We start from the raw sequence: 25,914 nt of genomic DNA, 5'->3' as shown, positions 1-25,914 counted from the left end.
GGAATCATTCCCTGGTTCCCCACGGCGTTACTGCGACAGGAAGCGCTCGGGGCGGAACGTGGCGAGCATGGGATGCTCAGCGCCCGTCGCGACCTCGTAGGCGAGCAACTCACCCACGATTGGGCCGAGCGTTGCCCCGCTGTGGCTGAAGGCGACGTAGTAGCCGGGAATGGCCTTGAGGGCACCGATCACCGGTTCGCCATCGCCGGGGATCGGCTTGCCACCGACTCCGATGGACGCGACTTCAAGCTTCGGATTGTCCTCCATTACCTTGGCTGCCTCGGCCAGCAGGGCATTCACCACAGTCTCGTCGATGTCATACCCGCCATCTGGACGCACCTTCACGCCTTCGTCGGCGGCCCAATCGGCATCCAGCGAGAAGGTGCCGCCCGGCGCCGGACGCACGGCGACGCGTGGCGTGTTGAGAACGGCGCGCAGGGGATGAGCGAGCGGTTTGGTCTGCACCAGCAGCGCAACCGGGGTTCCATCATCGATCGTCTGACCGCTTTCCGCTACCATATTCGGTACGGCGGGACCCGTCGCAAGCACGACGGCATCGGCCCGGAAGCGGCCGCCCGTCGCTGTCTCGGCGCCGAGGGCGCGGCCACCCTCGACTAGCACCCGTGCCGCCCCCTGGTCTGTCACCAGCGTGCCCCCGCGCGCGGAAAACTCCTCCAGAAGCACGCCGATCAGGGTCGGCAGGTCAACCCATCCCTCGCCCGGATTGAAGATCGCCCCCTGCGGCGTGATCGCGCGTGCATCGAGGCCGGGCGTGACGCCGGCGACGTCGTCTGCAGAAAGCCGCTGCGCGTCATAGGCAAGTGATACCTCATGGCGATAGGCGGCGGCGATCTCGTTGCGTTCATCGTCGCCATCCCAGGTCAGGCCGCCGTCGAAGCGAAGCCAGCCGGCATCGGGATACCGCACTGAGAGCGTGCGGTAGCGATCGATGCCGGCCATGCGCAGGCGGTGATAGGGTTCCGAGCGCATGCGCGCCGAGTTCAACCAGGAGAGCGAGCGGCCAGAGGCGCCGTTGGCCGGCGGACCGTCATTGAGGATAGTAACGCGGATGCCGCGGCGGACGAGCTGGACGCCCGTGGAGACGCCGAAGATGCCGGCGCCGATGATGATTGCCGAAGATATGGTGTTGTCTGTCATGGAATTTCTTTCAATCGCTTGGTCATGCAGGTGAATGGAACGGGTCAGGCTCTTCCCAGCGGCCGGTGACTGCGGAGCGGAACAGTGCTTCGATCGCCTTCATGTTGGCGATCGCATCATCCAGTCCCGTTTCGAGCGGTTTGCCGGAGAGAACGGCTTCGGCGAAAGCGTCGGCTTGTTCGCGGTATGGGTCGACCGGCGCGATGGCGATCTCCTCCCGCCCGCCGCCGGCAAGGTCGCGGCCGTCGTCGAGGATCAGTACGGTCGGCTCGTCGGCCGCCGCGTTGAAGGGAATGGGGATCTCCAGACGCCCGCGCGCTCCGAGAACCGTCACCTTCTGCGTGCGGGCAAGCTGCGTCGAGCAGGTGAAGACGAGCTGCCGTCCCTCGGGAAACTCCAGCAGTCCGCTCGCGAGGCGGTCCGTACCGAAGGCCGGGTCGCGTTCCATCAACGCGATCGCCCGCAAGGGTTCGGCATCGAACAGGTAGCGCGCCGTGTTGACGGCGTAGCATCCGACGTCGAACAGTCCGCCGCCGCCGATATCGGCCTGGTTTCGCACGTTCCGCGGATCGTCGAGATAGTAGGAGAAGATCGTCTGGATGACTCGAGCCTCGCCGATCCGCCCTTCGGCGACCAGCGTCCGCGCCTTCTTCCACTGCGGATGGTGGCGTACCATGAAGGCTTCGGCGACCGGTAGGTTTGCCGCCTTCTGCGCGGCCGCCAGTTTCATGGCCTCGCCGGCGCTCAGGGCGATCGGCTTTTCGCACAGCACCGGCTTTCCCTGTTCCAGCGCCTTGATCGTCAGCGGCACATGCAGGTGATTGGGCAGCGGGTTATAAATCGCGTCGATCTCGGCGTCGGCAAGCAGGCTTTCGTAGTTGCCATAGGCCTTGGCAATGCCGAACGCCGCCGCCGTTTCCTCCGCCCTCTTCAGGTCGCGCGAGGCGATCGCCGCAACCCGTCCGGATCGGCTAGACTGAATCGCGGGGATGACCGCCTTGATCGCGATCCCGGCGCAGCCAAGCACGCCCCATCTTATCATTTGTGTCATGTGATCTCCCTTGGTCGGGGTCAGAGAACTTCCGCAAGAAAGCGTTGCAGGCGCGGGCTCTGCGGATTGTCGAAGATCGCATCAGGCGTGCCCGCTTCCATGACGCGTCCCTCGTCCATGAACACGACCTGATCGGCGACGCGCCGGGCGAAGCCCATTTCGTGCGTGACGACCACCATGGTCATGCCGCGACTGCCGAGATCGGCCATGAGGTTCAGCACCCCCTTGACCAGTTCGGGGTCGAGTGCGCTCGTCACCTCGTCGAACAGAATGACCTCCGGCTCCATGGCGAGCGCGCGGGCGATGGCGACACGCTGCTGCTGGCCGCCGGAAAGACCACCCGGCCGGTGATGCTGGCGGCCGGCGAGTCCGACATCGGCGAGCCGCGCCTTGGCGATGCGCTCGGCTTCGGCCGTCGCCAGGCCCTTGATTTTCGTCAGCGACAGCATGACGTTCTCGAGCGCTGTGTGATCCGGGAAAAGATTGAAATGCTGGAAGACCATGCCAACACGGCGGCGCAGCGTTTCCGGCTTCATGGCGAGAATGCTGTCGCCATCGAGAAGAATGTCGCCGCGCCTCGGTTCGACGAGACGGTTGAGACAGCGTAGCAGGGTCGACTTGCCGGATCCGGAGGGGCCGATGATGCAGGTGACGCTGCCCGCCTTTACCGAAAGATCGACGCCCTTGAGCACTTCCAATTCGCCATAGGCCATACCAAGGTTGCGCACGTCGAGACTGCCACCCTTGAACGAGGCTTGATCCGCCGCGAGGGCACCGCGATTGGCACCGTCGAGTTCGCTAACTTCCTCCAGCCCGCTCGTGACGATCGCCGGGCGCTGCTTGCCGAGCCGCAAGCGGTTGTCGATGGCATTGACAACATGGGTGAGCGGCACGGTGACAACGAGGTAGAAGACGCCCGCCAGAAGCAGAGGCGAAAGATTGCCGGTTACCACGGCCTGATCCTGGCCAACGCGGAAGATCTCGCGTTCGGAGGCGAGCAGGCCGAGGAAATAGACGAGGCTCGAATCCTTGACGTTGCCGATGAACTGATTGACCAGCGCCGGCAGCACGCGTCGCACCCCCTGCGGCACGACGATGAGCCGCATGCCCTGACCATAGCTCATGCTGAGCGCGCGGCAGGCTTCCATCTGGCCGCGATCGACGCTTTGGATGCCTGAGCGGAAGATTTCGCCGATGTAGGCGCCGGCGATTAGGCTGAGCGCGAGGATGCCGAGCGGATAGGGCGACGGACCGAAGAGCTCCCGGCCAAGCCGCGCAAAACCTTGACCGATCAGGAGAATGGTGACGATGGCCGGCAAGCCGCGGAAGGCGTCCGTATAGATGCGGGCCGGGATGCGCAGCCAAGGCGAACGGGAAATGCCCATGATGGCGAGCACCATGCCGATGATGACGCCAAGCACCGTCGAGGCTGCCGCAAGGATCAGCGTGTTCTTGAGGCCGACCGTAATCATGGTCGGCAGCACTTCGGCCATGGCGTTCCAGTCGAGGAAGCTGCGGCGCAGGTTTTCAAGCCAGTTCATCAGGCGGTCCCTTAAACAAGAAGCCGGTCCGACGAGCAGCAGCCGGACCGGAAAGCGAAATCAAGGCTTGGGAAGGTATGCGGCCGGCATCGGCGTGCCGGGGAACCACTTTTCATGGAGCGTTTTCCAGGTGCCGTCCTGCATGGCGGCGCCAAGGCCCTTGTTCAATGCCTCGCGCAGCGCGTCGTTGCCCTTGCGCACGACGAATCCGGCCGGCGCATCGAAGCTTGGAATATTGACCGCCACCTTCAGCTCCGGATAACGGCCTGAATAGTCCTTCGCCGCCTCGTAATCGAGAAAATGCGCGTCGATGCTGCCGTTGTTGAGCGCTGCAACGGCGGAGTTGTTGTCCGGGAATTTGACGAGATCGGCGTCGGTGAAGTTCTTCTCGGCATAGATTTCCTGGAGCGTGCCCTGCACGACACCGAGCCGCTTGCCCTTGAGGCCGGCAGCGTCGGTGATGCCGGCATCCGGCGTAAGCACAGTGAGATAGCCTGCCAGATATCCGTCGGAGAAATCGACCGTCTCCTTGCGCTTGTCCGTCGTCCCGATTGCGGCCGCAGCAATGTCGAATCGGCTGTTGGCGACGGACGGCATGAGGGCGGAGAACTCCTGGCCGGTGAAGATCACCTGCTCTTTCTTGAAGCCGATCCGCTCGGCCACATTGAGGAACAGTTCAATGTCGAAGCCCGTGAAGTTTCCGTCGGAGGTGGTGAAGGCATAAGGCTTGGCGTCGCCCATTGTGCCGACGCTGATGACGGTCGGGTCGATCAAGCCATAGGGATTGTCTTCGGCGACGGCGGGTGCCATCGCCCCTGCCGCTATGCCTAGAGCGGCCGCGACGAGAGCGGTGCGCAATATGACGAAGGGGGAACTGACAACTTCGGAAATTTTCATTTTTTTGGTCTCCTCTGGTGGTTTAGTTGCGATGCTTCAAGACGTACAGATCCGATCCCGCGGATGACGGAGATGAGCATTTTCTTGTATTTGAGACCGGTCTCTTTAATGAATGAGACCGGTCTCTTTGATTTTTGTCAATAGTTATCTTCGCATTTGCCAGTCGTCAATATCTCTTGTAAGGCTAGCGTTCATGGACCAGCCGCCGCCCCGATCCTCCTCCGTCACCGTCGCCGACGTCGCGCTTAAAGCAGGCGTCTCGAAGGCGACCGCCGCGCGTGTTCTGGGCGGATATGGCACCGTCAGCGACCGGGTGCGCGAGGCAGTGACCGCTGCCGCCCGCGCCCTCGACTACCGGCCCAACGAACTTGCCCGCAGCATGACGACGGGCCGATCCGGCACAATCGGCGTGGTGGTGGGCGACATCGAGAACCCGTTCTTCAGCCTCGCCGTGCGGGGGATCACCGACGTCGCCCGGCAGGCAGGGTTCACGGTCATCCTCATCAATTCGGGCGAGGACGTTGCCTCCGAGAAAGCCGCGGTCCGCACGCTCCTAGCCAAGCGGGTCGATGGACTGATCGTTTCGCCCTCCAAGGAGAGCGATGTCGAACACCTGCAGGAAGCCGCCCGCTCCGGCCGACCGCTCGCACTGCTCGACCGCGGCAGCGAGGCGCTCGACGTCGACACAGTGATTGCCGATGACAGATACGCCGCCGAAGGTGTCACACGGCGGCTGCTTTCGCTCGGCCACCGCCGCATCGCCTATCTGACTGCGTGCGACACGCCGGACCACCTCTTCCACACACCGGCCGACATCAATACCGGATCGGTGCGCCGGCGCATAGAAGGCTTTCTCGGCGTCTGCCGTCAGGGAGGGTTGAAGGAAATGGAACGCTGGGTGCATGTGGGTGCGGCCACGCCTGATGATACACGCCGCATCGTCACGACGATGTTGCAGGCGGACGAACACCCAACCGCGATCATCGCCTCGGACAGCGTGATCGGCCTTGAAGTGTTCAAGGCCAGCCGCACGATCGGCCTTGCAATTCCAGGCGACCTGTCGCTCGTCTCGTTCCATGATGCAGACTGGACGTCGGTTACTTCTCCGCCTGTGACGGTAGTGCGGCAACCCGTCTATCAGCTAGGCGAAACGGCTGCGAGGCTGCTTGTCGAGCGGCTGAATGGAGAGGACGTCAAGACCCGGCGTGTCGTTCTTCAAACGGAAGTCATCGAGCGCGCTTCCGTCGCTGAAGCGCCGGCATAGATGTGGTCCAGCCCGGCAGCCGCGGCTGAGATTGGAACTTGGAGGAAGCATGGAAATGGCTTTTTAACCACCGATCCCAACGACCTGGTGAAGCCGATCCATGAGAAGGCCATGCCGGTCTTGCTGTTGACGAAGGAAGAGACCGACATATGGATGCATGCGCCATGGGAAGAGGCCAAGGAACTGGCCCGCCCATTACCGAATGACGCGCTGATCATCTCGTCCCGCGAACCGTACGGATCCACGATCGTCTCGAAATCCGGAGAGCTGGTGGAACAGGGCAATCTGCTTTGACGACTGAATTCCGGGCTTGTATCGAAAACGAAAAAGCCTGCCGCGGGAGGAGGTGCGGCAGGCTTTTCCAAAAGATTGAACAACGGCTGGGAGGAGGAGTGCCGTTGTTCCGTCAGGCGCCCTTTCGGGAGGAGGAAATGGGTCGCCTGAAACACGAAGCTCTGCGGGAGGAGGTGCATTGCTTCGATGACTTCAAGATATCCGAGGCCGCCCCGACCGCCAGCGCTGCTACAGGGGCGGCAAGCGTCGTTTGACGGACACTCCCTTGATAACGGCGGTGCTGGTGACGGCGTGTTCCGAGAGCGCTTCAAGGACATCGTCCATCTGCTCGATCGTATGGACTACGAGGCGAGCAAGGAAAGAATCGTCGCCAGTGATCTTGTCGCATTCAACAAATTCCGGGCGCTCCTGAATGAGCCGTTCGACGAGGTGGAGTTTGCCGGGGAGCGGAGCCGATCTGGGGAGACGTGGCCACGGGGCAAGACATGCAAGATCGCGACGAGTATGAGGTCGTGTTCCTTGTGGGATTTCGCCAGACGACCAGCGGCCAAGAACTGCGCCCGGCGGAACGGCGACAGCCGCCGCCGTGTTGCGAGGGTGATCTCCACCAGATGGATAGGCATTGTGGCTGCCTATATAGATCGCCGCATGAAACCTCTCATTGAGGACATGATAATGGCTCGTATCGTTTTCCTTGAGGATGCGCGCGAGACCCTCGTGGATGAGCAGGGTAGAAATCTGAATCAGTCGTTCACCAAAAGGGTCTTCTGTGGAGAACCTCGGAGGCAAATCCGGCGAGTTCACGAATAAAGAAGTCGAGGATGGTGGACGGCTTTTCCCCAAGGCGGGTGGCGATGATGAAAGGTGACTTGATCCGCGTCTCCTCTGCAAGAACCGCTCGGAAAATGCCTTTCTGCACCCAGTCCGCTGCGTAATGGTCCGGCAGGTATCCGAGGTAGCGACCCGACATAACGAACATCGCCTGCGCTTCCATGTTCGAGGCAGACGCCCGCACCCGCGCTTTCGGAAAATGTTGCAACTCCCGCATATTGGCATAGGGCCTGACAACAAAATCGAATCCCTCTACCCGCTCCACCAAAATCTCATCATCCGGCGATGAGAAAAGCGGATGGCCCTTTGCGCAATATAGAGAGTGGTTTTCGTCTCGCAGGCGCGACAGCTTCAGCCCCTGGTAAGGTTCGGTTTCCGGCAGGATGGCGATATCGAGGCCGCCATTTGCGATTTCGGACAAGAGTGCACCCGGAGAATCGATGACCAGTTCCAGTCGGGCCTCCGGCGCCCTATCGCTTATCCGGGCGATGATACGGTGGATGGGAAGGTCGGTGTCTGTGATCGTATTGTCCACAAGCCCAAGCCTCAGCGTTCCAGTGATCCGGTTCTTCAGACTGCCGAGATCGCTTTCGAAGGCATTGAGCGCCAGAAACAGCGACTTCGACTGCTCATGAACGATCGCGCCCCGATCGGTCAGCTCGAAGCCTCCGCGGCCGCGACGACAAAGCTTGAAGCCCAGCCTGTCTTCCAGCGCCTTGATATGAAAGCTCACGGCCGATTGGCTAAGGCCAAGCTTGATCTGTGCACCGAGGAAGCTCTTATGCTCCACCACGGCACGAAACACCGTTAATGAGCGAAGGTCGGACTGAGCCAGCAGCATCGGCAATCCCTTACATCATACTTTCTGATGTGAACTTCATATTTTTCCTATTTTCTGCGCTGTTGTCCATGGTTTCCTGTAACCAGCATCACTGAAAAACGGGGAACGAAATATGAAGCGTCTATCGACAATAAACGCTCTTCTCATTGGCGCAGCGCTCGTGGCCGCGTTGACGACCTTCACTGCGCAGGCCGCAGACGTTCTGGGGAAAATAAAGTCAGACAAGGTATTTACTGTCGCCACCGAAGCGCGCTTTGCTCCGTTCGAGTTCGTCGAAGACGGCAAGATCGTCGGTTACTCGGCCGACATCATGGCAGAAGTCATGAAGGCATTGCCGAATGTCACGTTAAAGCGGCTCGACCTGCCCTGGCAGGGCATTCTGCCGGGTCTCGCGGCAGGCCGCTTCGACTATGTCGTCACGTCCGTCACCGTCACCCCGGAGCGCATTAAGGCCTATCACCTCTCCGCACCGATCGCAGATGCGACCATGGCCATTCTCAAGCGCAAGGACGATACGGCGATCACCAAGCCAGAAGACATCGCTGGCAAGGCGGTCGGTTCGCAGGCAGGCTCGGCCCAGCTTGCAGCACTTGAGACCTTTGCCGGAAAGCTCAAGGACGGCGGCAAGCCGTCCGTGACGGTCTCCACCTATACCGACTTCTCGGAGGCCTATGCGGATCTCGGTGCCGGCCGTATCCAGGCTGTCGTCAACTCGCTTCCGAACCTCCTGGAAGCAGCGCGCCAGCGTCCCGATGCGTTTGAAGTGGTTCTACCGACCTTTGGCCCGAAGACCTATTTCGCATGGGCCGGCCGCAATGATCCGGACAGCGCTACACTCAATGCGCTGATCGATGCGGAACTGGTCAAGCTGAACAAGTCCGGCAAGCTCGCCGAGCTTCAGAAGAAGTGGTTCGGCGCTCCTATGGAACTTCCGGAAGCTCTCCCCGCCGCCGAATAAGACGCGCAGGGACAGGCCGTCATGGAAAAGACAGTCGCACACATTTGGCCGGCACTTCTCGATGGCCTGACCACAACAATGACGATCAGTCTGGCGGCGCTTCTTCTCGGCGCGCCGCTGGCCCTCCTGCTGGCGACAGCCGGACGTGGCGGACGAGGGATCCGGGCGCTGGCCGGGATCTATCTCTCCTTCTGGCGCGGGACGCCGATCCTCGTCCAGCTGTTGATCATCTTCTATATTCTCCCGTTTCTCGGGCTTGAACTGGACCCGATCGTGGCGGCGATTGTGGCCTTGGCGCTGAATACCGCAGCCTTCCAGTCCGAAATCTACCGGGCGGGCCTCCAGGCCATTCCGAAAGGCGAGATCGAGGCAGCGAAAATGCTTGGCCTTTCTACCCGCACGATCTTCCTGCATATCGAGGCGCCTCAGGCTTTCCGAACCATGCTGCCGGCACTCGTTGGCGAAATGCAGGCTCTGGTGAAGAACTCCTCACTCGTCTCGGTGATTGCCGTCACCGATCTCACACGCCGCGCCCAGCAGGTGGCCGCCTCCACCTTTCGCCCTCTGGATGCCTATGCCTCCGCTCTCATTCTCTATGTCGCGGTCGGGATGCTTCTCGCAGGAGTGGGCCTGTTGATCGAACGACGTCTCTCACATCGGAGCGAAGGCCAATGACCGGCTTCATTGACGACGCTCCGCTCTATCTCGCCGGACTTGTAACCACCATCACCGTGTCGGTCAGCGGCATAGCCATCGCCTTCCTTCTCGGAATCGTACTTGCCGCGGCACTACGCAGCCGCGTAAGGCCGACCTCGCTTGTGGTCAGAGCCTATGTGGAATTTGCCAGAGGTGCACCACTCGCACTCGTGCTGTTCCTTCTCTACTACGGCGGCCCGCAATTTGGGCTTCTCCTCAGCCCCTATGTGGCGGGTATCGTTGGCCTCGGTGTCTATGGCGCCGGCCCCTTCGCCGAGATTTTCCGCGCAGGGCTCAACGCCGTCCCGAAGGGAGAGCGCGAGGCAGCCGATATGCTGGGCCTGACACGGGGACAATGCTTGCTTCACGTCGAACTGCCGCAGGCGCTGCGCCTCACCCTGCCGCCCTGTATGGGACAGGCGATCGCGCTCCTAAAGGAATCCGCCGTTCTTTCCGTGATCACGCTTGGCGAACTGACGAAAGTAGCCGGTACGATCAGCTCGATCACCTTCGCCGTCGTCACTCCCTACCTCACCATTGCCCTCCTCTACTGGGCACTCGTTGAAATTCTGTCGAGGCTCGGGCGCGTTCTTGAGCGTCGCTTCGCCGTGAAAGGCTCCTGACATGACGCAACCGGCGGCGATCTCCGTTCGCGGACTTGAAAAACGTTTTGGCGACAAGACCGTGTTGCGCGGCATCGATCTCGATATTCACAGCGGCGATGTGACCTGCATCATCGGGCCTTCCGGTTCCGGCAAGAGCACATTGTTGCGCTCGCTTGCCTTCCTTGACGCCTATGACGCAGGCGAGGTCCGCATCTTCAGCAAGATGCTGGGATGGCGGGATACGCCGCTTGGCCGCGAGCGGGCCGGCATCAGGGAGCTGACCGAAGCCCGCAGCCCGATCGGGATGGTCTTCCAGCATTTCCATCTCTGGCCACATATGAGCGTGCTGGACAATGTCACCCTGGCGCTTCGGCTGGTGCATGGCTCTTCGCGGGCTCGAGCCGGGGAAACCGGTCGCGAAATGCTCGGCAAGGTCGGCCTTGCGGCGTTCGCGGACCGTTGGCCGGAAAACCTTTCCGGCGGACAGAAGCAGCGCGTGGCGATCGCCAGAGCCTTGGCAATCAAACCCAAGGTCATGCTCTTCGACGAACCCACCTCGGCGCTCGACCCGGAACTCGTTGGCGAAGTTCTCTCGGTCATGAAGGCGCTGGCGGCGGAGGGGATGACCATGGTCATCGTTACCCACGAAATGGGATTTGCCGCCCATGCGGCCAATCGGGTTGTCTTCATGGATGGCGGCCAGATCGTCGAAGAGGGCGCCCCACAAGCGCTTTTCAACACCCCGAAAAGCGAACGACTCTCTCAGTTTCTGCAAACCTGGCGCGAACGCGCGCTCTAGTGCCTGAAAAGGAATCACCATGACTGCCCACGGCTATGACAACGGACGACTCAACCTGCCTTTCGTCGGCATTTCGACCTTCGCCAAGAGCCCCTATCTGGAAAATTGGGATCAGATTGCCGCAGATGTGGCGATACTCGGGGCTCCCTTCGATTTCGGTACGCAGTGGCGTTCCGGCGCGCGCTTCGGGCCGCGAGGCATTCGCGAGGCGTCGACACTTTTCGCCTTCGGCCATGCCGGCGCCTATGATCATGAGGACGATGTCACCTACCTGGAAGGCCTACGCATCGTCGATCTCGGCGACGCCGATATCGTCCATACCGACACGATAAAGAGCCATGCCAATATCGAATATGGCGTACGAAAGATCCTGGCCGCCGGCGCGCTTCCGGTCGTGCTCGGCGGCGACCATTCGATCAACATTCCCTGCATCAACGCCTTCAGCGAGCAGGAGCCGATCCATGTCGTGCAGTTTGATGCGCATCTCGATTTCGTCGACGAGCGCCACGGCGTTCGCTTCGGCCATGGCAGCCCGCTGCGCCGCGCCTCGGAAAAACCCTGGGTCACCGGCATAACCCAGCTCGGCATCCGCAATGTCTCCTCCACCGCCAAGGAAGGTTATGAATATGCCCGGGCGCAGGGCTCAGATATCCTCTCGGTCCGCCAGATCCGCAAGCTTGGTGTCGATGCCGTTCTGGAGCGTATTCCGGCTGGGAAACGCTATTACCTGACGATCGATGTCGACGGCTTCGATCCGTCGATCGCGCCGGGCACTGGGACCCCGAGCCATGGCGGCTTCATCTACTATGAGGTCCTGGAACTGATCGCCGGGCTTGCCAAACGTGGCACGATCATCGGCGTCGATCTCGTCGAAGTGGCGCCGGATTACGACCATACAGGCTCGACGGCCATCTTGGCGGCCCAGCTGCTGCTCAACACGATTGGCAGAATCTTCATAAACGCGAAGCAGTAGAGTTCTTAGACAAACCCGACACGAGCGTTGTTCGGGAGGCCTTTATGCGAATTGATATGTTAGTTACAGAGGCGGGTGAAAGGGGTCGAATAGGAAAGCTAATCGCTCTGCACTCATCAACTTTGGAAGCAACAAACGCTATCCATGATGCATCGAAGGGACGCAGAATTGATGGAACGTGCGGTTGGTTACATTGTTTGCAATAAGAAACCTGACGATAGGACGACATCTCGCCACCGAGTGTGACCTTGCCCCCAAGTTTTATCCCGTTTCGAGTTCGCTCCAGCGGCTTTCGGTTTCGGTTTTTGCGGCGGTAGCGGCGGGTTGCAGTGCGAAGGTTCGGACTTCACGACAAATCTATCAGCGGAAATGCGCTCAAGGCGCTTGGTATGCTGACGGGAATTGCTGGGTGCAGATATGACCGATCCAACGCGCCAATGACGGGGACGCCAAGCAGAGCCATGGACCGGAGCATTTCGTCCTCAATCAGCTCAAGCATGCGAATAATTGCCGCCTCGCCTCCCGCTGCCAGGGCGTAGCATTGCATGCGACCAAGGCCTACGAGGTCCGCGCCCATCGCCAGGGCCTTTATGATGTCCGATCCGCGACAGAAGCCTCCATCGACCATCACCTTTGCTCGCCCGGCTACGGCGTCGATGATTTCGGCTAAAACCTCCATTGTACCACGTCCATGATCGAGCTGACGGCCACCGTGGTTCGAAACATAAATCCAGTCAACGCCGTGATCGTCCGCGATGCGTGCATCTTCGGTCGTTGCAATGCCTTTGAGCACGAGTGGAATGTTGTAGGTCTCTTTGATCAGTTTGATGGTTCGCCAGTCAAGACCGGCCTGGTAGGACGGACCATGCTGCTTTCGTAGCCCGCCTGTCCGATAGCGGTTGGCAATGTCTCGATCGCGACGCGCGAGGACTGCACTATCGACAGTCAGGCAGATCGCGGCACAGCCACATGCAAGTGTACGCCTAAGGTATTCATGCACAAAGCCATCGTCGCCTCTGACATAGAGCTGCGCCATTCTTAGAGCGGAAGGAGCTGTTTCCGCGACCGTCTCAAGCGGGGTGCATCCGGAGCTGAGCATGTGGCCTATGTCGAAAGCTTGAGCGGCGGCTGCAACAGTTGCGCCTTCGCCAGGTCCAAATAGGTTCAAGGGGCCGGTCGGCGCGAGAAATACCGGGAGTCGCAGCTTGCGCCCGAAATGTTCGACGGAAAGGTCCACGGTACTAACGTTGCGCAATATGCGCGGTTTGAACGCGATAGAATCAATGGCCAGACGGTTGCGTTTGAGGGTCGTTTCCGTTTCCGCGCCACCTATGAGGCTATCCCATTTCTCTTTCGGCAGGACATGGTGAGCTTTTTCAACGATCTCGTGCAAGCTGTCGAATTCGTCGAGCGCGGAGGCAGTGCCGACAGTTTCATTTCCTGCATTCATTGCGCCTCCTCGCCGGGTCTCGCCCTGCCTCAGATGATACGCCGACTTTCGAAACGTCGCAAAATCAGGATTTCAGCGCCAAAATCTTGGTGTCAAGGGCTGCAAAACTGCAGCCCTTGACGATTACGATCATTAGAACAGGTTGCGACCATCGCTCCTCGGATCACCGTCTATCTGGTGAGGCCTGTAAAGATCGGCGCGAGCTTTTCGCCGCCAAGGCCTTGCGAGAGACTCAGGATCATTTCTGATGTTGGTAATAGCGATCGCAGCGTCCCCGTTTGCGGGGCATCGTACCGCCCATTGACCATCAGGTGCAGCTATTCCGGATGGGGCCATGACGCTCTGTGGCGCATGAGCCGAAAAGCTGACCCAGTAAGAATTGCTTGCTGCATGTCCTAACGCTTCCGCGACAAAGGCCAGTGAAGGTGTTTCGCCTGTGGTAGAGAACAGTACGCAATCCACATCGTGCCGCTCATATTCTGTGAATATTTCCGGATAATGCAGTTCCATACCAAGCGAGCAGCCGAAACGGAGGCCATCCACCTCAAAGGTTACCGGATTTTTCCCCGGCGAGTACATGAACGAGATTTTTGTGTTTGATAGCAGGCGCTCGTCATAGCGTGTCACCAATTCCCCGCGATCAGAGATGACGTACAGGCTGTTATGCGGCCGATGCGGCGATGTGAGTTGGTGGACGGAACCGAATACCGTCCATAGCTTGAGTTTGCCTGCAAGCTTTCTGGTCGCTTCCAACTCCTCGCGTAGAACACTCCATTCGCAACGGGTCCAATCAGAAGGCCCGATTTCCCGAGGGCCGTTTTCGGACATAATGCGCTTATTAGGGGAGCAGGTCGTCCCCTCCGGGAAGTGTATGAGGCGAGCCCCTGCCTTCTGGGCTTCCTCCATGAGGTGGCGCATTTCCGTTCCGCTGGCATGCAGAGCCGAAGCATCGCGGGGATCGTCGAACAGGGAGGTTTGCGCCACAGCCATGCAAAGTGAACGGATCGCGGGGTCGTCCTGCGACCGCCGGATGTGTTGAAGAGCTGCAGTGTAGGACTCTCCGGTCTTGGCTGCGCGAGCCCGTACCCGGCGTTTCAGATTTCCGTTTTGCGTCATTATCAGGCCTTTCACGTCCCGGACGCAGTTCCCCAGCAACCCACCCGAAACGATCGGACCAAGATGGTGACCTGAGACGAAAGTCCCTTTGCCTCTGTTCAAGACCATGCTGGGGAAGGTCTGGGAGGTTAGGCGCAGGCCACGCCACATTCAAGATGGCGGTCAAATGCCGATTCGTCAATGTATCGGAATGGCCGGTGTTGGCGGCGCGAAGCGGAAGCGGCTCCTTGGCAGCTTCCGGCCATTGCGGGCAATCCCTCTTTACGAAAGCCATAATTGGTTGAACTCTCATGCCGAAGAGACTGCCCCCGCCAGAACGTTTCGGTACGCCATCCTCATCAACCAACAAGAGCCAATTTACGGCGAGATGGAATGCGCGAAATATCCATGCCAATTGGTCGATCACAAAGCACCCGACATCAATCTTTCGCTCAGCAGCTATGACGGTGCTTTTGTCCGGCCGATTGTCTCTTGTGGGGAAGGGAATCGTATAGATCTGAGAATATTGACGTGCGACAGACCGGGAAGCTCTTGAAGTTCAACCTGGCCGAAGGCAAAGAGCCAGACAATCACGCGATCCTTCTTGAAAGCCGACCGATGGGTGAAATCATTCTTTCCTTCTGACTTCCAATGGCCGTGTGTTGGCGCAAAACGGCCGCTCAGTTGAGGGCAAATGATATTGATTGGAGTCTTCAATAGTGGTTGACCCGGTCACCTGATGCTGTCAGGCAATCCGTGGGATGTGAAAGGAACTGAGCAGACGATGGATCAAACTCTCTTCATCAGCCTGTGCAAGGCCGGTAAATTTAGGGAAGCGCTCGGCCTCGCAGTCCATGGCCGTGAGCACGAAAAATATGCACCCAGCCGCTTCTCGATGGACAAGAAGACCAGACTGCCAATCTTCTATCGCGGCAACAAGCGCGTCGAGACGGATGCGACAGGTGAGTGGCAATTGGGGAAAAACACGAAACCATAGGAAGCGCGTTGATGTCGGCCTCGATACTATGGCTGAGAGCCTCACCAAAATTCATATCGACTTGAGGAATTCGATGGCGAGATGCGCCACTTCATCGTGCAACATCCGTCGATCGTGCCCGTCTGCCATTTCTGACGGCGGCACGAAGAGTTTCACGTGAGGCGTCTTTGACAAGAGTGGCCTTCTCGGCTGCTATCTTGGCATTCTTTTCAGCCTCTTCGTTCTCGCGAGCAAATCGTAGTCGCGGCTCCTCCTTCTTCCGTGCTTCTTCTCGCTCCATGCGCTTTTCCTGCGCCGTCGAGGCTAGCTTGTAGCCACCAAGGCCAAGCCCGATGAAAACGAGGAGAATGGTTGCCAAGGCGATACCGCCCAAGCCCCTCTTGTCATGAGACTTCACGTTGTCACTCATAGATTTCGCTCCGGCTGGCATGAATCATCGGTCTGTATTGGCGCACGTCGCCAAGTAGTCGGGCAGCCAGCGTTCCGACGATGGTCTCTCGCTGAAGTGCTAATGATCCGGCTCGGTTAAGCGTTGAGTGATAGCCCGAAGATTCTAGTTTACCGGGAAACCGCCTTATGGAATTCTAGGGTTCCAGTTCCCGGTCATCGAACCAAAAGGCGAACCCGATGAAAGTGCATTGCCCTCCGCCACAAAGCGAAAAGACCATTACAGCAATCGAAATCCTCTACGTTCGCAACGTCCTCAAACCGACAGAAGTCGAGAATACTTCTCCGGCGAACAGCATGGTCCTTACACTGGCCGACAAAACATATTGCCTGCAAACCCCGGCCGAGGTGAAAGACCTTGCAGATGCTGAGAGGCCTAAGCCTTTAAGCCTGCTGTCGTCCAAAAACCACTGGCCAATCTTCTTTGATGGAGAAAGAGCAAGTGGACCGCTTCAGATCACCGAAAATGAAGTCAACATCAGCGGCTACAATTCAGCCTTCTTGATCGGCAAAAAGAAAATTCCGGTGATCAACACGGCGCAGGAAGTCTTCGACGTAATCCAGGCAGCTGGCGGTCAAACTCGTCCAGTTCTACCCCCGGCCAAATCCATATCGTGGGCAGGCCGTGTCGATGACGGCGAATGGGACGAGACTATCGAACTTTTCCCATCGGCTGACGCTACCCCTAAAATATGAGGAACTATGTGATACCCACGTGGCTGTCCCCGTTCTGATGTCCGATAATGAATGTCTTATTGGACATCAGACTCGACGCGAGAGAATTGCCCTACGGGTCGTAAATGACTGGGTAAGATCGGCGAAAGATCCGACGCAAACCATCTCTGGTTTGCGACGCTCAGTTAAGGGGTGCCGCTTAATAAATCAGTCTGGTGGGATTATTCGACTTCATAAATGGCAGCATTCTCCTCGGCTTCTCTCAACCCCTTGTATGACGACTGCCGCAGCTTGCCGTCGCGCGTCCAGGCGCGGTACTCGACCTCGGCAACCAGCGTCGGCTTCACCCAGACGATGTATTTTCGCCGGCCGGAATATTCGACAGGCGGTTTCTTCACCTTCAGTTTGTCGAGAGCGTCGCGCAGCTCGTGCGCCGTTCGTTCGTTGAAGCCAGTTCCCACCGAGCCGACATAAACCAGCTTCTTGCCCTGGCGCGCCGCGAGCAGCAGCGCTCCGATCCCCGCGCGCGCAACGAAGGAATGCTCATAGCCGACGATGGCGAAGCCGTCGCTCTGAACGCACTTGATCTTCAGCCAGTCGCCAAGCCGGCCGGAGCGATATTTACTCTCCCGGTCTTTGGCGATGATGCCCTCGAGGCCGTGGTCGCAAGCAGCAAGAAACAACCGGTCGCCGTCGGCCTCGATCTCTTCAGAGAGCCGGATGACATCGTCCCTGCTCTCGATTAATCCTTCCAGGAGATGCCGCCGCGCGGTGAATTCCAACTTCCTCAGATCGCGACCGTCGAAATAGAGAAGGTCGAAGGCCATGAAGATCGCTTCGTTCGATGTCCTCTTGCCGCCGCGGCCGCCGAGCGATTGCTGCAGCAGTCCGAAATCGGAGCGGCCCTTTTCATCGAGAACGACCGCCTAGCCGTCAAGGATCGCGGTTGCGACGCCGAGTTTCTTGGCGGCTTTTGCAATCGCCGGGAACCGATCCGTCCAGTCATGGCCGCCCCTGGTGATGATGCGAACGCCCTTCGGCTCGATGTGCACAGCCAAGCGATAGCCGTCCCATTTGATTTCGAAGGCCCACTCCGGCCCTTTGGGCGGCCTTGGCTTCTGCAGCGCCAGGCACGGCTCTCCGACAGGCCCGATAGCCGGGCATAGGTTTTCCCAATAATCTCGCTTTTCGAGGCGCCTGCGATGATCAGCTGCCGCACGCGTTCACCTTTACGTCACCCCGCGACAGCCAAGGGCTGGCTGCAGAGCTCATAAATTTTCTGGCTGATTTCGGCAGGTTGTCCTGTGCCGTCCACAAAAGTGAGAAGCGGCTTCGTCGCACGACAGCCCGGCAATCGGGTTCAGCACGGAGGATTGTTTCAGGAAGGCCCGACGTTTGACATGGAGTTGTCCTTCCGTGATGCGATGACGCTCTGAGAGCGCCGGGGCATCGTTAAGGCTAGCGATCCTCTATGCCTTGGCGAACGGTGCGGTGACGCGGCCCGTTAAACCAGGCCGTTGGAGCTGGAATTTTGCACCGACTGCATCCTGCAAGCCGCCCGTGGGAGGCACCGAGGGTGCTCCTTACCTTTTAGCCGGAAGTCGACGTGTCATGCGGGCCGGACCGCTCTTGCGAGGGCCTCTTCTTCGCCCGGAAGGCGGACCGCGTTGGCGGCGGCAGCCGACCGTCGGAACGATCACGCAAATCGGCTCAGCGTTCTGGCGCGGGCTTTTGCGGCTTCTTCCTCGCGATTGTGCGGCGGATGTGATGTCTCAAGCGAATCGAGCAGCTCGCGTGCGCAGGCCGCGATCGAGTCGACCGCGCGCTCGAAGGCCGGCTCGTTGCGTTTCGAGGGCTTGGTCGTCCCGCTAAGCTTTCGCACGAATTGCAGCGCAGCGTCACGGATTTCCTCGTCCGTCGCCGGCGGATCGAAATTGAACAGCGTCCTTATGTTTCGGCACATGACTTGCTCCCGGTCATCGTGATCTTTGTCCACCCGCCCGCTCAGCGGCGCAAGAGGCTGTTGCGAAGTGCTCGTCTACGTTTAGATAAAGCGCCGCCAGCGGAAAACTAGAAGATAGACTTGCTGTCAACGTGTGTTCACAATCGATCCCTAGTGAGAAGAAATGCAAGGTAAGGAACTCATGGACAAATCCCGGACCGTCAGCCAGACACCGATTGCAGCGACGGAGTTCGATGTTCAAAAGGCAGCGGCGATCAGCATGCTTTTGGTCCGTCCGATCGGAATTCTCCCCGACAAGCCGGGCGATCAGATCCGTCCGTTCGCGCTCGGCCTGTTCAACGATATCCGCGCGCTGGCAAAGCCTGATGTCAAGGCCACGGCATTGCGCCGAGCCGTTGGCTCCTTTGTCCACTCAAAACGATACTATTTCGCGAGCGCCCAATCTGACTCGATGCGCCATGACATCGATGGCAAGCCCGTGGAGCCACTTTCGACTGAAGACCGACTTGTCGCGCAGCGACGCCTTCTCAGCCTGAAACGAAACAACGACGAGCACAGTGTGCCTCGCGTCGAGCCACCCACCGCTGCTGCCCCGAGCAAAACTGAGCAAATCCGCGCCGCTCTCCTCAAACGGAACAGGCAGACCTGAGGCGAGCCGTCCAAATCAGCTTGATGGGCGATTTCCCAGAAATGACGGTTTTGCGATGAAGAGCCGGTATCCACCGAAACGCGAAAAGGACTGCCGGCTCCTGCGTCAAAGGCCGGGCGAGCCCGGCCTTTTTACTATCGGATCAGATCGGCGTCAGGCCTGCAGGTTGTCCGCCGACATCTTGCCGGACTTGCGATCCTTGACCAGTTCATAGGTAATCTTCTGGCCGTCGTTGAGGCCGCGCAGGCCGGCCCGCTCCACCGCGGAAATGTGAACGAAGACATCGCCGCTGCCGTCATCTGGCTGGATAAAGCCGAACCCCTTTGTTGCATTGAACCACTTCACGGTACCAGTCGCCATAGCGTCTTCCTTTGATCATTTCATCCTGCCGCACCTCGGTGCGGCAAATCGAGCTTGCGGCGACATAAATAGACGCTTCTGAATGCAAGGCAAAGGCAAAATCCGTCTTGCGGCATCGCACTGCCCCTTCAAAGCGTCAAAGTCTTACGGCTTCACCAGGCAAGCGGCCCTCCCCGGTAAAAAGTGATATCGGATTGTCCAGCATCGGCCCGGATGAGAAACGAACCGTCAATCCCTCAGCGCGACTATTTTGACAAACCCAAACCGCGTTCTGATCGGCGACAACAAATGAGGAAGTGACCGCCTGAAGTGCCCCTCGTTGCCGAAACTGATCGCGCTGCTCGCAGCATCGGTCATGGACGGGTATCGCGAACGGACTTCGGATCTTCAGAGGGAAGAATGTCGTGAAGTGGGCAAACTATCCAAAATTAGCTCATTAAGGCGGCGACAAACCCGCTGAGGGGTGGAAGGATCGTCCCTACACGGTATTGTTGTCGATTTCGATGGCACATCGTCGACGCTTGCGCAGGCTTGCGCCAACGCCCTGAAACAAGATGTGTAACCCGTTTGCGACTATCCGCGAAACAAAGGATACCGGTGCTTTTCACCGCGGCATCGCTCCAGTATGACAGATTTGTGACAGTTAAATGGGATGCCGATGATCAGCTGGTTTCGTAGACTCATGCCTCGCGAAGATCGATTCTTCGATCTATTCGCTCAACATTCGCGCACCGTTGTCGCAGCTGCCGAAGCCTTGAACCAGTTGTTGGCTGGCAGTGAGATCGAGCATCATTGCGAGACGATCGTCCGTCTGGAGAACGAAGCAGACGAGATAACGCGCGAGGTGTTGCTTGCCATCAGAAAGAGCTTCATCACTCCCTTCGATCGCGGCGATATCAAGGATCTCATCCAATCGATGGATGACGCGATCGACATGATGCAAAAAACGGTCAAGACCATCCGTCTGTTTCAGCAGAATTCGTTCGATCCGCGCATGCAGGAGATGGGTGCGGCGATCGTCCGGGCGGCGCATCTGATAGCCGAGGCGATCCCTCTACTGGAGAGGATCGGATCCAATGCGCCCAGGCTTACTGCCATCGCCGAGGAGGTCACCCGGGTCGAAGGTCACTCCGACGACCTGCACGACCAGGGTCTCAAGGATCTCTTCAGCCGCTACGGCACCTCGAATACAATGGCCTATATCATCGGCAGCGAGATTTACGGGGAGCTGGAGAAGGTCGTCGATCGCTTCGAGGACGTCGCCAACGAAATCAGCGGTATCGTGATCGAGAACGTCTGATGGAGGTTACACTTGCCTTCCCCCTGCTTGTGGGACTCATTGGTATTGCGCTGTTCTTTGACTTTCTGAACGGCCTGCACGACGCGGCCAATTCGATCGCAACCATCGTTTCGACCCGCGTGCTGCGACCGCACTATGCTGTCTTTTGGGCAGCTTTCTTCAATTTCATAGCTTTCCTTTTTTTCGGGCTGCATGTCGCAGAAACCCTTGGAACCGGCATCATCAATCCGGGCATTGTCACGCCGCAGGTCATCTTTGCGGCGCTGATGGGCGCGATCATCTGGAACATAGTCACGTGGATGTTCGGCATTCCCTCCAGCTCCTCCCACGCCCTTGTGGGCGGGCTGGTTGGCGCGGGACTTGCCAAGGCCGGCTTGAACTCGATCGTCTGGAGCGGTCTGCTCAAGACCGCGGGCGCCATCGTCATGTCTCCTATGATCGGTTTTTTCCTCGCACTTGTTCTGGTCCTCGTCGTCTCGTGGATTTTCGTACGACAGACCCCCTTTGCCGTCGATCGCACCTTTCGGGTCATGCAATTTGTCTCGGCCTCGCTCTACTCGCTCGGCCACGGTGGCAATGATGCGCAGAAGACGATGGGCATCATTGCAGTTCTGCTCTATTCGCAGGGTCATCTCGGCCAAAGTTTTCATGTACCGTTTTGGGTGGTTCTCTCCTGCCAAGCGGCAATGGCGCTCGGAACGCTTTTCGGCGGCTGGCGGATCGTCCATACGATGGGCTCCAAGATCACCCGGCTCAATCCGATGCAGGGCTTTTGCGCCGAAACAGGCGGCGCTTTGACGCTCTTCGGCGCCACATGGCTCGGCATCCCCGTCTCGACCACGCATACGATCACCGGTTCGATCATCGGCGTTGGAGCGGCAAGACGGATTTCCGCGGTGCGCTGGGGGCTTGCCGGAAACATCGTCATTGCCTGGGTTATCACGCTTCCCGCCGCAGCGCTCATCTCGGCTCTCTTCTACTGGAGTTCCGGTCTGTTTGGATAGCAACAGTTTGAGGCAACGCCGAAGGATACTCGCTCTTTCACGCTCGCAATGGGCCGACAGTCCACCGCATCGCGGATGCCGCGACACCAGCGACCGGTTTTGCCGCAGCCGAGTTCCTGCATTTGCACAAGACTATGACGGGCTTGCGACCAGACAATAACCCACCCCACGCACCGTGCGGATAGCCAACTGATCGCTCCCGCCGAGCTTACGCCGCAGATAACGGATATAGACTTCGACAATCTTTGTTCCTGGATCGAAGTCGTAGTTCCAGACGTTATTCAGCAGCCGCTGACGGCTGACCACCTTGTTGGCATTGAGCATGAGGTAGCGGAGCAATTCGAACTCCCGCACGGTGAAGTCGATCTCCCGGTCAGACTTCGTGACGCGGCGCGTTGCCGGATCGAGGATCAGTGAGCCGACCTGGAGAAGGTCAGTGCACTCGAGCGTTGGGCGGCGCCTGCGCAGAGCCTCGATCCGCGCAATCAGTTCGTCGAACGCAAAGGGCTTTATGAGATAATCGTCAGCACCACTTTGAAACCCATCCACGCGGTCGCGGACACTCTCCTTGGCGGTGAGCATAAGGACGAGCACGGGGCGTCTTTCCTGCCGGATCATCCGACATACTTCAAGGCCATCCACATAGGGGATCATGCGGTCGAGTATGACCAGATCGACGCTCTCATGACGGATCCGTTCGAGGCCGTCACGCCCATCCTCGGCAAGCTGTACATGATAGCCTTCCGCCTCGAGGCCGCGCCGTAGAAAGCCCGAAATGCGCCGGTCATCTTCGACAATCAATATCCGCATCTGTTTCCCCTTCTGCGATAGGCAGCCGGATGGTGAGAACTGCGCCGCGCTGCGGCGCAGGCGCAAGGGTAATCGTACCGCCATGCCTCTCGACGATGGTCTTGGCAATCGGCAGGCCGATACCGAGACCCGTGGCTGCACGACTGGCATTGTTCGTTCCGCGATAATATCGGTCGAAGACGAAAGGCAGTTCCGCCGGATCGATCCCGCAGCCATGATCACGGATGGTCAGCGCCAGGACGTTACCGCTGCGACAAATGTCTATGTCGATCCTGCCACCTCGGTCGGCATACTTGATGGCGTTATCGATGCCGATCATCAAGGCCTGCTTCAAGCGTTGGGAATCTGCCCGGATCATTTGCTTTGGCGCTTTTGAAAGGAGTTGCACCTCCATCTGCCTTTGTTGGGCAAGTATTTCACTTTCGTGAACGGCCGCAACGACCACGCCTTCGGCCTCGATCGTTTCGAAGTCATAGGTGACGTCATCGATCTCCGTACGCGTGAAGTCGATCAGATCCTCAAGCAACCGTGCCATGTCGGCTGCATACACCTGAATCCGGTTCAATGCATCGCGGAAGGCTGCAAGCCCTGGTCGCCCGCGAAGCGCCACCTCGGCTTCACCGCGCAAGATGGTCAGCGGCGTTCGCAGCTCGTGGCTTGCATCCGCCAGAAACTGGCTGCGCTTGCTGTCGAGCGACCGAAGCTGGTCATTTGCCTGCCGCAGCTCGCGGGTCCGTTGATCGACTTCGCGCTCCAGTCTTGCCTGGGCGGATGTCAGGCTTGCTCTTTGCCTCTCGATCGCTTCGGCCATCTTGTTGAAACTTTGCGAAAGAACCAGGAATTCGTCACGGCGGCTCGTCTGAATGCGATGATTAAGTGCACCATTGGCAATCGCTTCAGCGCCGGCCGCCAGAAGGCGGACTGGGCGAGCGATCGAATGCTGGAGCGTCAGGCCCAGACCAAGGCCCACGGCGATGACCAGGACCGAAACCAGTCCCGCAGCGATCAGGACCGTATGTTGGGTGTTTCTCACCCGGGCCAGCTCTTCGGCAACTTCTCCACGCTCCTCGCGCCGGGCATCCTCGAGCATTGTCTCAAAGTCGTTGGAGAGGCGATACTCGATGCTTCGCCTGAAGATATCGACGGCAAGATCCTGCTGGCCGGCCGTCTGAGCCTTAAATACCCGATCGGCCGCCCGATCGATGGCGCGATAGAACTCATGAAGCCGTGCGGCGAATTCTGCTTCCGGCAATTCCTGCTGAACGTCGCCGAGGCTTCCAAGCGTGGCGAATTCCTTGCGCGTCACTTCGGCAAGTACACGGAATCCTTCTTCGATCCGCTGCCGTGCGAGTTGGAAGTCCGGCATCTGTTCGGCGCCAAGCAGAAGGACTTCGGCCAACTGTTCGGCATAATTATTGCCGAGCCCGTCGAGTTCGCTGATCGCCTCGAAGCGAGAGTGAACGCCATCAATGCGATTTACGAAATCGTCTGTCAACTTGAGCGTGATCAGCATCAGGCAGACAACCACCGCGACAAAGACGGCGGTGACAAGCTGAAAGAGAAGAATGCGCCGCCGGACGGTCATGATGCCTCGTGTCTGATTGGGAGCTCGTCGCCAAGGATTGCCGATCAGAGGAGCCGGGACAAGGCTAACCGCGGCAATCTCTGCAGCTCTCACCAAATTCTAACCTTCCGGACCACGTCCTCTAACCTGCGATGCTTAAGATCGCACAGCAGAAGGCCGGCCGGTGCGTGCACCTGTCGCCCCAGTCGCTAAACGGAGCTGCTAATGGAGAAGGCAGAAACTTGGCCCCCGGCCCTATCTGGGCAGACATTGCCTGGCACGCAAACGTCTACGGCGTCGACGCGGTGGCGTCCGGCGGTCACTTTATTTGTTGCAGTGTCGATGACTATTGCAATCGAGCTTGTTGCCTCCGGGTTGGCACTGGAAGCTCGGCGTTCGCTGCAGATCCTCATGCTTGCTTTGGTCGGGTGGACTTTGACGTCACTCGACGACACCTTTGTTGCTGTCACTGCAGCCGTTGCAATGACGCTGTTCGTCACCGGCAACACCGAAGCGCTGTTCGATGCGCTTGGCGACGAGCTGATCTGGCTTCTTCTGGCATCGTTCCTGCTGGCTGCAGCCTTCAAGGCGAGCGGCATTACCGACCAGCTCATTGCCCTGGCAGCCGGTCGGTTGCGCTCGGTCCAGTCCATTGCCTACGTTTTGACTGCGATCCTTCTCGCGACCGCTTTCGTCGTTCCCTCCACATCCGGCAGGGCAGCCATGATGGTGCCGGCCTACGCGGCAATTGCCGAGCACTGTACCAGTGCTCGAGTGCGAAGAGCCTTCGCGCTGCTGTTTCCGACGGTCGTGCTTCTGTCGGCCTTCGCATCGCCGATTGGTGCTGGCGCACATCTCGTCGCCATCGACATGGTGCGACGGCTGTCAGGTGAGGAAATCGGCTATCTTCACTGGGTTGTTCTGGGCCTGCCTTTTGCTGCTTCAAGCGCATTTCTTTCGACCGGCATTATCCTGCGGCTCTTTCTGACGGAGCAAGAACGGCGCGCCAAGCTCGCCCTTCCTCCCGGCAACCTGGAGCGCGGACCGCTGTGGCGTCGGCCTATTTTCTGGATCGCCGCGGCTGTGGTGATCGGCTGGCTGACGGAACCGATGCATGGGATCGATCCGACGATCCTGGCGCTTGTCGGCGCGCTTGCTGCCTTCATTCCCGCTGTCGGACCAATATCATTTCGCGACGCCCTCCGTGACGCTGACCTGTCGCTCTTGGTCTTTCTTGCCGCGATGATCTGCCTTGCCAATGGTTTCGTAACTTCCGGACTGAACGAGTCTCTGGTCACGATGGTGTTCCGTCCACTGCGAGCAGGTGAATTGTCCTCCATCATGTTCACGGCGCTGGTTGCCATGATCGGATTGCTCTCTCATTTGCTCATTCACAGCCGTACCGCGCGGGTGTCCATCCTGCTGCCGCCGACCCTGGTCCTTGCTCAGGCATCAGGTGCAGATGTTGTTATGGTGATGCTGACCCTGGTCTCGGCGACAGGCCTTTGCCAGACGCTGATGGTCAGCGCAAAACCGGTCGCGCTCTTTGGGAGGTTGGGCGAGAACGCCTATAGTGCGGGCAACCTCGTTCGGCTCAGTGCGGTGCTTATGCCCGTCCATTTTATTCTGATCATGGTCTTCGTGCTGATCATCTGGCCCACCATCGAATCGATGTTGGCGTAGGGAGCGTTA

The 25,914-nt window shown here is 59.0% G+C and carries 24 protein-coding genes and 3 pseudogenes; 13 read left to right on the top strand and 14 right to left on the bottom strand.

Annotation, left to right across the window (positions count from 1 at the left end):
* Positions 1-27 precede the first annotated feature (27 nt).
* Genes AM571_RS25335 through AM571_RS25320 form a run of 4 tightly spaced genes read right to left on the bottom strand, consistent with a single transcriptional unit; the run spans position 28 to position 4,647 of the window.
* On the bottom strand, positions 28-1,158 hold the full coding sequence (locus AM571_RS25335) for an NAD(P)/FAD-dependent oxidoreductase (RefSeq protein WP_074063821.1): 1,131 nt from the start codon (positions 1,156-1,158) through the stop codon (positions 28-30).
* A gap of 22 nt (positions 1,159-1,180) precedes the next feature.
* The gene (locus AM571_RS25330; RefSeq protein ID WP_074063820.1) at positions 1,181-2,209 is read right to left on the bottom strand and encodes a Gfo/Idh/MocA family protein; all 1,029 of its coding nucleotides are present in this window, start codon (positions 2,207-2,209) and stop codon (positions 1,181-1,183) included.
* Between the two features lie 20 nt (positions 2,210-2,229).
* On the bottom strand, positions 2,230-3,750 hold the full coding sequence (locus tag AM571_RS38130) for an amino acid ABC transporter permease/ATP-binding protein (protein ID WP_074063819.1): 1,521 nt from the start codon (positions 3,748-3,750) through the stop codon (positions 2,230-2,232).
* Positions 3,751-3,810: 60 nt separating this feature from the next.
* Positions 3,811-4,647 (bottom strand): ABC transporter substrate-binding protein, encoded by an 837-nt coding sequence (locus AM571_RS25320; protein ID WP_074063818.1) that lies wholly within the window; start codon positions 4,645-4,647, stop codon positions 3,811-3,813.
* A 193-nt stretch (positions 4,648-4,840) separates the two neighbouring features.
* Here AM571_RS25320 and AM571_RS25315 point away from each other — a divergent pair, with 193 nt between their 5' ends.
* Positions 4,841-5,911, top strand: coding sequence for a LacI family DNA-binding transcriptional regulator (locus tag AM571_RS25315; RefSeq protein WP_074063817.1), 1,071 nt, complete (start codon positions 4,841-4,843; stop codon positions 5,909-5,911).
* 57 nt (positions 5,912-5,968) lie between these two features.
* Positions 5,969-6,205 (top strand): annotated as a pseudogene (locus AM571_RS25310) (SOS response-associated peptidase); the annotation flags it as partial.
* 228 nt (positions 6,206-6,433) lie between these two features.
* Here AM571_RS25310 and AM571_RS36610 read toward each other — a convergent pair.
* Positions 6,434-6,664: pseudogene (locus tag AM571_RS36610) on the bottom strand (Lrp/AsnC ligand binding domain-containing protein); the annotation flags it as partial.
* Between the two features lie 292 nt (positions 6,665-6,956).
* Positions 6,957-7,877, bottom strand: coding sequence for a LysR family transcriptional regulator (locus AM571_RS25295; protein ID WP_074063815.1), 921 nt, complete (start codon positions 7,875-7,877; stop codon positions 6,957-6,959).
* Positions 7,878-7,989: 112 nt separating this feature from the next.
* Here AM571_RS25295 and AM571_RS25290 point away from each other — a divergent pair, with 112 nt between their 5' ends.
* The 5 genes from AM571_RS25290 to speB are packed head-to-tail and all read left to right on the top strand — an operon-like array spanning position 7,990 to position 11,908.
* Positions 7,990-8,835, top strand: coding sequence for a transporter substrate-binding domain-containing protein (locus tag AM571_RS25290; RefSeq protein ID WP_074063814.1), 846 nt, complete (start codon positions 7,990-7,992; stop codon positions 8,833-8,835).
* Between the two features lie 21 nt (positions 8,836-8,856).
* Entirely contained in the window at positions 8,857-9,510 is a 654-nt protein-coding gene (locus AM571_RS25285; RefSeq protein WP_074063813.1) for an amino acid ABC transporter permease, read from the top strand.
* Complete coding sequence (locus AM571_RS25280) at positions 9,507-10,154, top strand: amino acid ABC transporter permease (protein ID WP_074063812.1); 648 nt, start codon at positions 9,507-9,509, stop codon at positions 10,152-10,154. Before AM571_RS25285 ends, AM571_RS25280 begins: the two co-directional genes overlap by 4 nt.
* Position 10,155: 1 nt before the next feature.
* The gene (locus tag AM571_RS25275) at positions 10,156-10,935 is read left to right on the top strand and encodes an amino acid ABC transporter ATP-binding protein (RefSeq protein ID WP_074063811.1); all 780 of its coding nucleotides are present in this window, start codon (positions 10,156-10,158) and stop codon (positions 10,933-10,935) included.
* A 19-nt stretch (positions 10,936-10,954) separates the two neighbouring features.
* Positions 10,955-11,908, top strand: a complete 954-nt coding sequence (gene speB / locus AM571_RS25270; RefSeq protein ID WP_074063810.1) for an agmatinase — start codon at positions 10,955-10,957, stop codon at positions 11,906-11,908.
* A 346-nt stretch (positions 11,909-12,254) separates the two neighbouring features.
* Here speB and AM571_RS25265 read toward each other — a convergent pair whose 3' ends face one another.
* Positions 12,255-13,358 carry an alpha-hydroxy acid oxidase gene (locus AM571_RS25265; RefSeq protein WP_074063809.1) on the bottom strand — a complete coding sequence of 368 codons (1,104 nt, stop codon included), beginning with the start codon at positions 13,356-13,358 and terminating at the stop codon, positions 12,255-12,257.
* A gap of 132 nt (positions 13,359-13,490) precedes the next feature.
* Positions 13,491-14,474 (bottom strand): carbon-nitrogen hydrolase family protein, encoded by a 984-nt coding sequence (locus AM571_RS25260; protein ID WP_196776377.1) that lies wholly within the window; start codon positions 14,472-14,474, stop codon positions 13,491-13,493.
* A gap of 763 nt (positions 14,475-15,237) precedes the next feature.
* Between AM571_RS25260 and AM571_RS25255 the strand changes: the two genes are divergently transcribed.
* On the top strand, positions 15,238-15,450 hold the full coding sequence (locus AM571_RS25255) for a hypothetical protein (protein WP_074063808.1): 213 nt from the start codon (positions 15,238-15,240) through the stop codon (positions 15,448-15,450).
* Between the two features lie 91 nt (positions 15,451-15,541).
* On the opposite strand, the gene AM571_RS25250 is transcribed toward AM571_RS25255, so the two are convergent.
* Positions 15,542-15,859 (bottom strand): hypothetical protein, encoded by a 318-nt coding sequence (locus tag AM571_RS25250; RefSeq protein ID WP_074063807.1) that lies wholly within the window; start codon positions 15,857-15,859, stop codon positions 15,542-15,544.
* Positions 15,860-16,077: 218 nt separating this feature from the next.
* Here AM571_RS25250 and AM571_RS25245 point away from each other — a divergent pair, with 218 nt between their 5' ends.
* Positions 16,078-16,593: a hypothetical protein gene (locus tag AM571_RS25245; protein WP_074063806.1), complete on the top strand. Its 516-nt coding sequence runs from the start codon at positions 16,078-16,080 to the stop codon at positions 16,591-16,593.
* A 200-nt stretch (positions 16,594-16,793) separates the two neighbouring features.
* On the opposite strand, the pseudogene ligD reads toward AM571_RS25245, so the two are convergent.
* Positions 16,794-17,726: pseudogene (gene ligD, locus AM571_RS25240) on the bottom strand (non-homologous end-joining DNA ligase).
* A gap of 542 nt (positions 17,727-18,268) precedes the next feature.
* Positions 18,269-18,535: a DUF2277 domain-containing protein gene (locus AM571_RS25235; RefSeq protein ID WP_074063805.1), complete on the bottom strand. Its 267-nt coding sequence runs from the start codon at positions 18,533-18,535 to the stop codon at positions 18,269-18,271.
* Between the two features lie 181 nt (positions 18,536-18,716).
* Here AM571_RS25235 and AM571_RS25230 point away from each other — a divergent pair, with 181 nt between their 5' ends.
* Positions 18,717-19,184: a ProQ/FINO family protein gene (locus AM571_RS25230; protein WP_074065565.1), complete on the top strand. Its 468-nt coding sequence runs from the start codon at positions 18,717-18,719 to the stop codon at positions 19,182-19,184.
* Between the two features lie 153 nt (positions 19,185-19,337).
* Here AM571_RS25230 and AM571_RS25225 read toward each other — a convergent pair whose 3' ends face one another.
* Positions 19,338-19,544, bottom strand: a complete 207-nt coding sequence (locus tag AM571_RS25225; RefSeq protein ID WP_022713126.1) for a cold-shock protein — start codon at positions 19,542-19,544, stop codon at positions 19,338-19,340.
* 658 nt (positions 19,545-20,202) lie between these two features.
* Here AM571_RS25225 and AM571_RS25220 point away from each other — a divergent pair.
* Positions 20,203-20,844, top strand: coding sequence for a DUF47 domain-containing protein (locus AM571_RS25220; protein ID WP_074065564.1), 642 nt, complete (start codon positions 20,203-20,205; stop codon positions 20,842-20,844).
* Complete coding sequence (locus AM571_RS25215) at positions 20,844-21,848, top strand: inorganic phosphate transporter (protein ID WP_074063804.1); 1,005 nt, start codon at positions 20,844-20,846, stop codon at positions 21,846-21,848. Before AM571_RS25220 ends, AM571_RS25215 begins: the two co-directional genes overlap by 1 nt.
* A 132-nt stretch (positions 21,849-21,980) precedes the next feature.
* Here AM571_RS25215 and AM571_RS25210 read toward each other — a convergent pair whose 3' ends face one another.
* Both AM571_RS25210 and AM571_RS25205 read right to left on the bottom strand, forming a co-directional pair.
* Positions 21,981-22,658 (bottom strand): response regulator transcription factor, encoded by a 678-nt coding sequence (locus AM571_RS25210; RefSeq protein WP_074063803.1) that lies wholly within the window; start codon positions 22,656-22,658, stop codon positions 21,981-21,983.
* Complete coding sequence (locus tag AM571_RS25205) at positions 22,633-24,243, bottom strand: sensor histidine kinase (protein WP_074063802.1); 1,611 nt, start codon at positions 24,241-24,243, stop codon at positions 22,633-22,635. The genes AM571_RS25210 and AM571_RS25205 overlap by 26 nt, the downstream gene beginning before the upstream one ends.
* A 321-nt stretch (positions 24,244-24,564) precedes the next feature.
* Between AM571_RS25205 and AM571_RS25200 the strand changes: the two genes are divergently transcribed.
* Complete coding sequence (locus tag AM571_RS25200) at positions 24,565-25,905, top strand: SLC13 family permease (RefSeq protein ID WP_074063801.1); 1,341 nt, start codon at positions 24,565-24,567, stop codon at positions 25,903-25,905.
* Positions 25,906-25,914 lie beyond the last annotated feature (9 nt).

Origin of the sequence: Rhizobium etli 8C-3 (assembly GCF_001908375.1) — a bacterium.
Taxonomy (GTDB): Bacteria; Pseudomonadota; Alphaproteobacteria; order Rhizobiales; family Rhizobiaceae; genus Rhizobium; species Rhizobium etli_B.
This window is presented reverse-complemented; position numbering and strand designations above follow the sequence as displayed.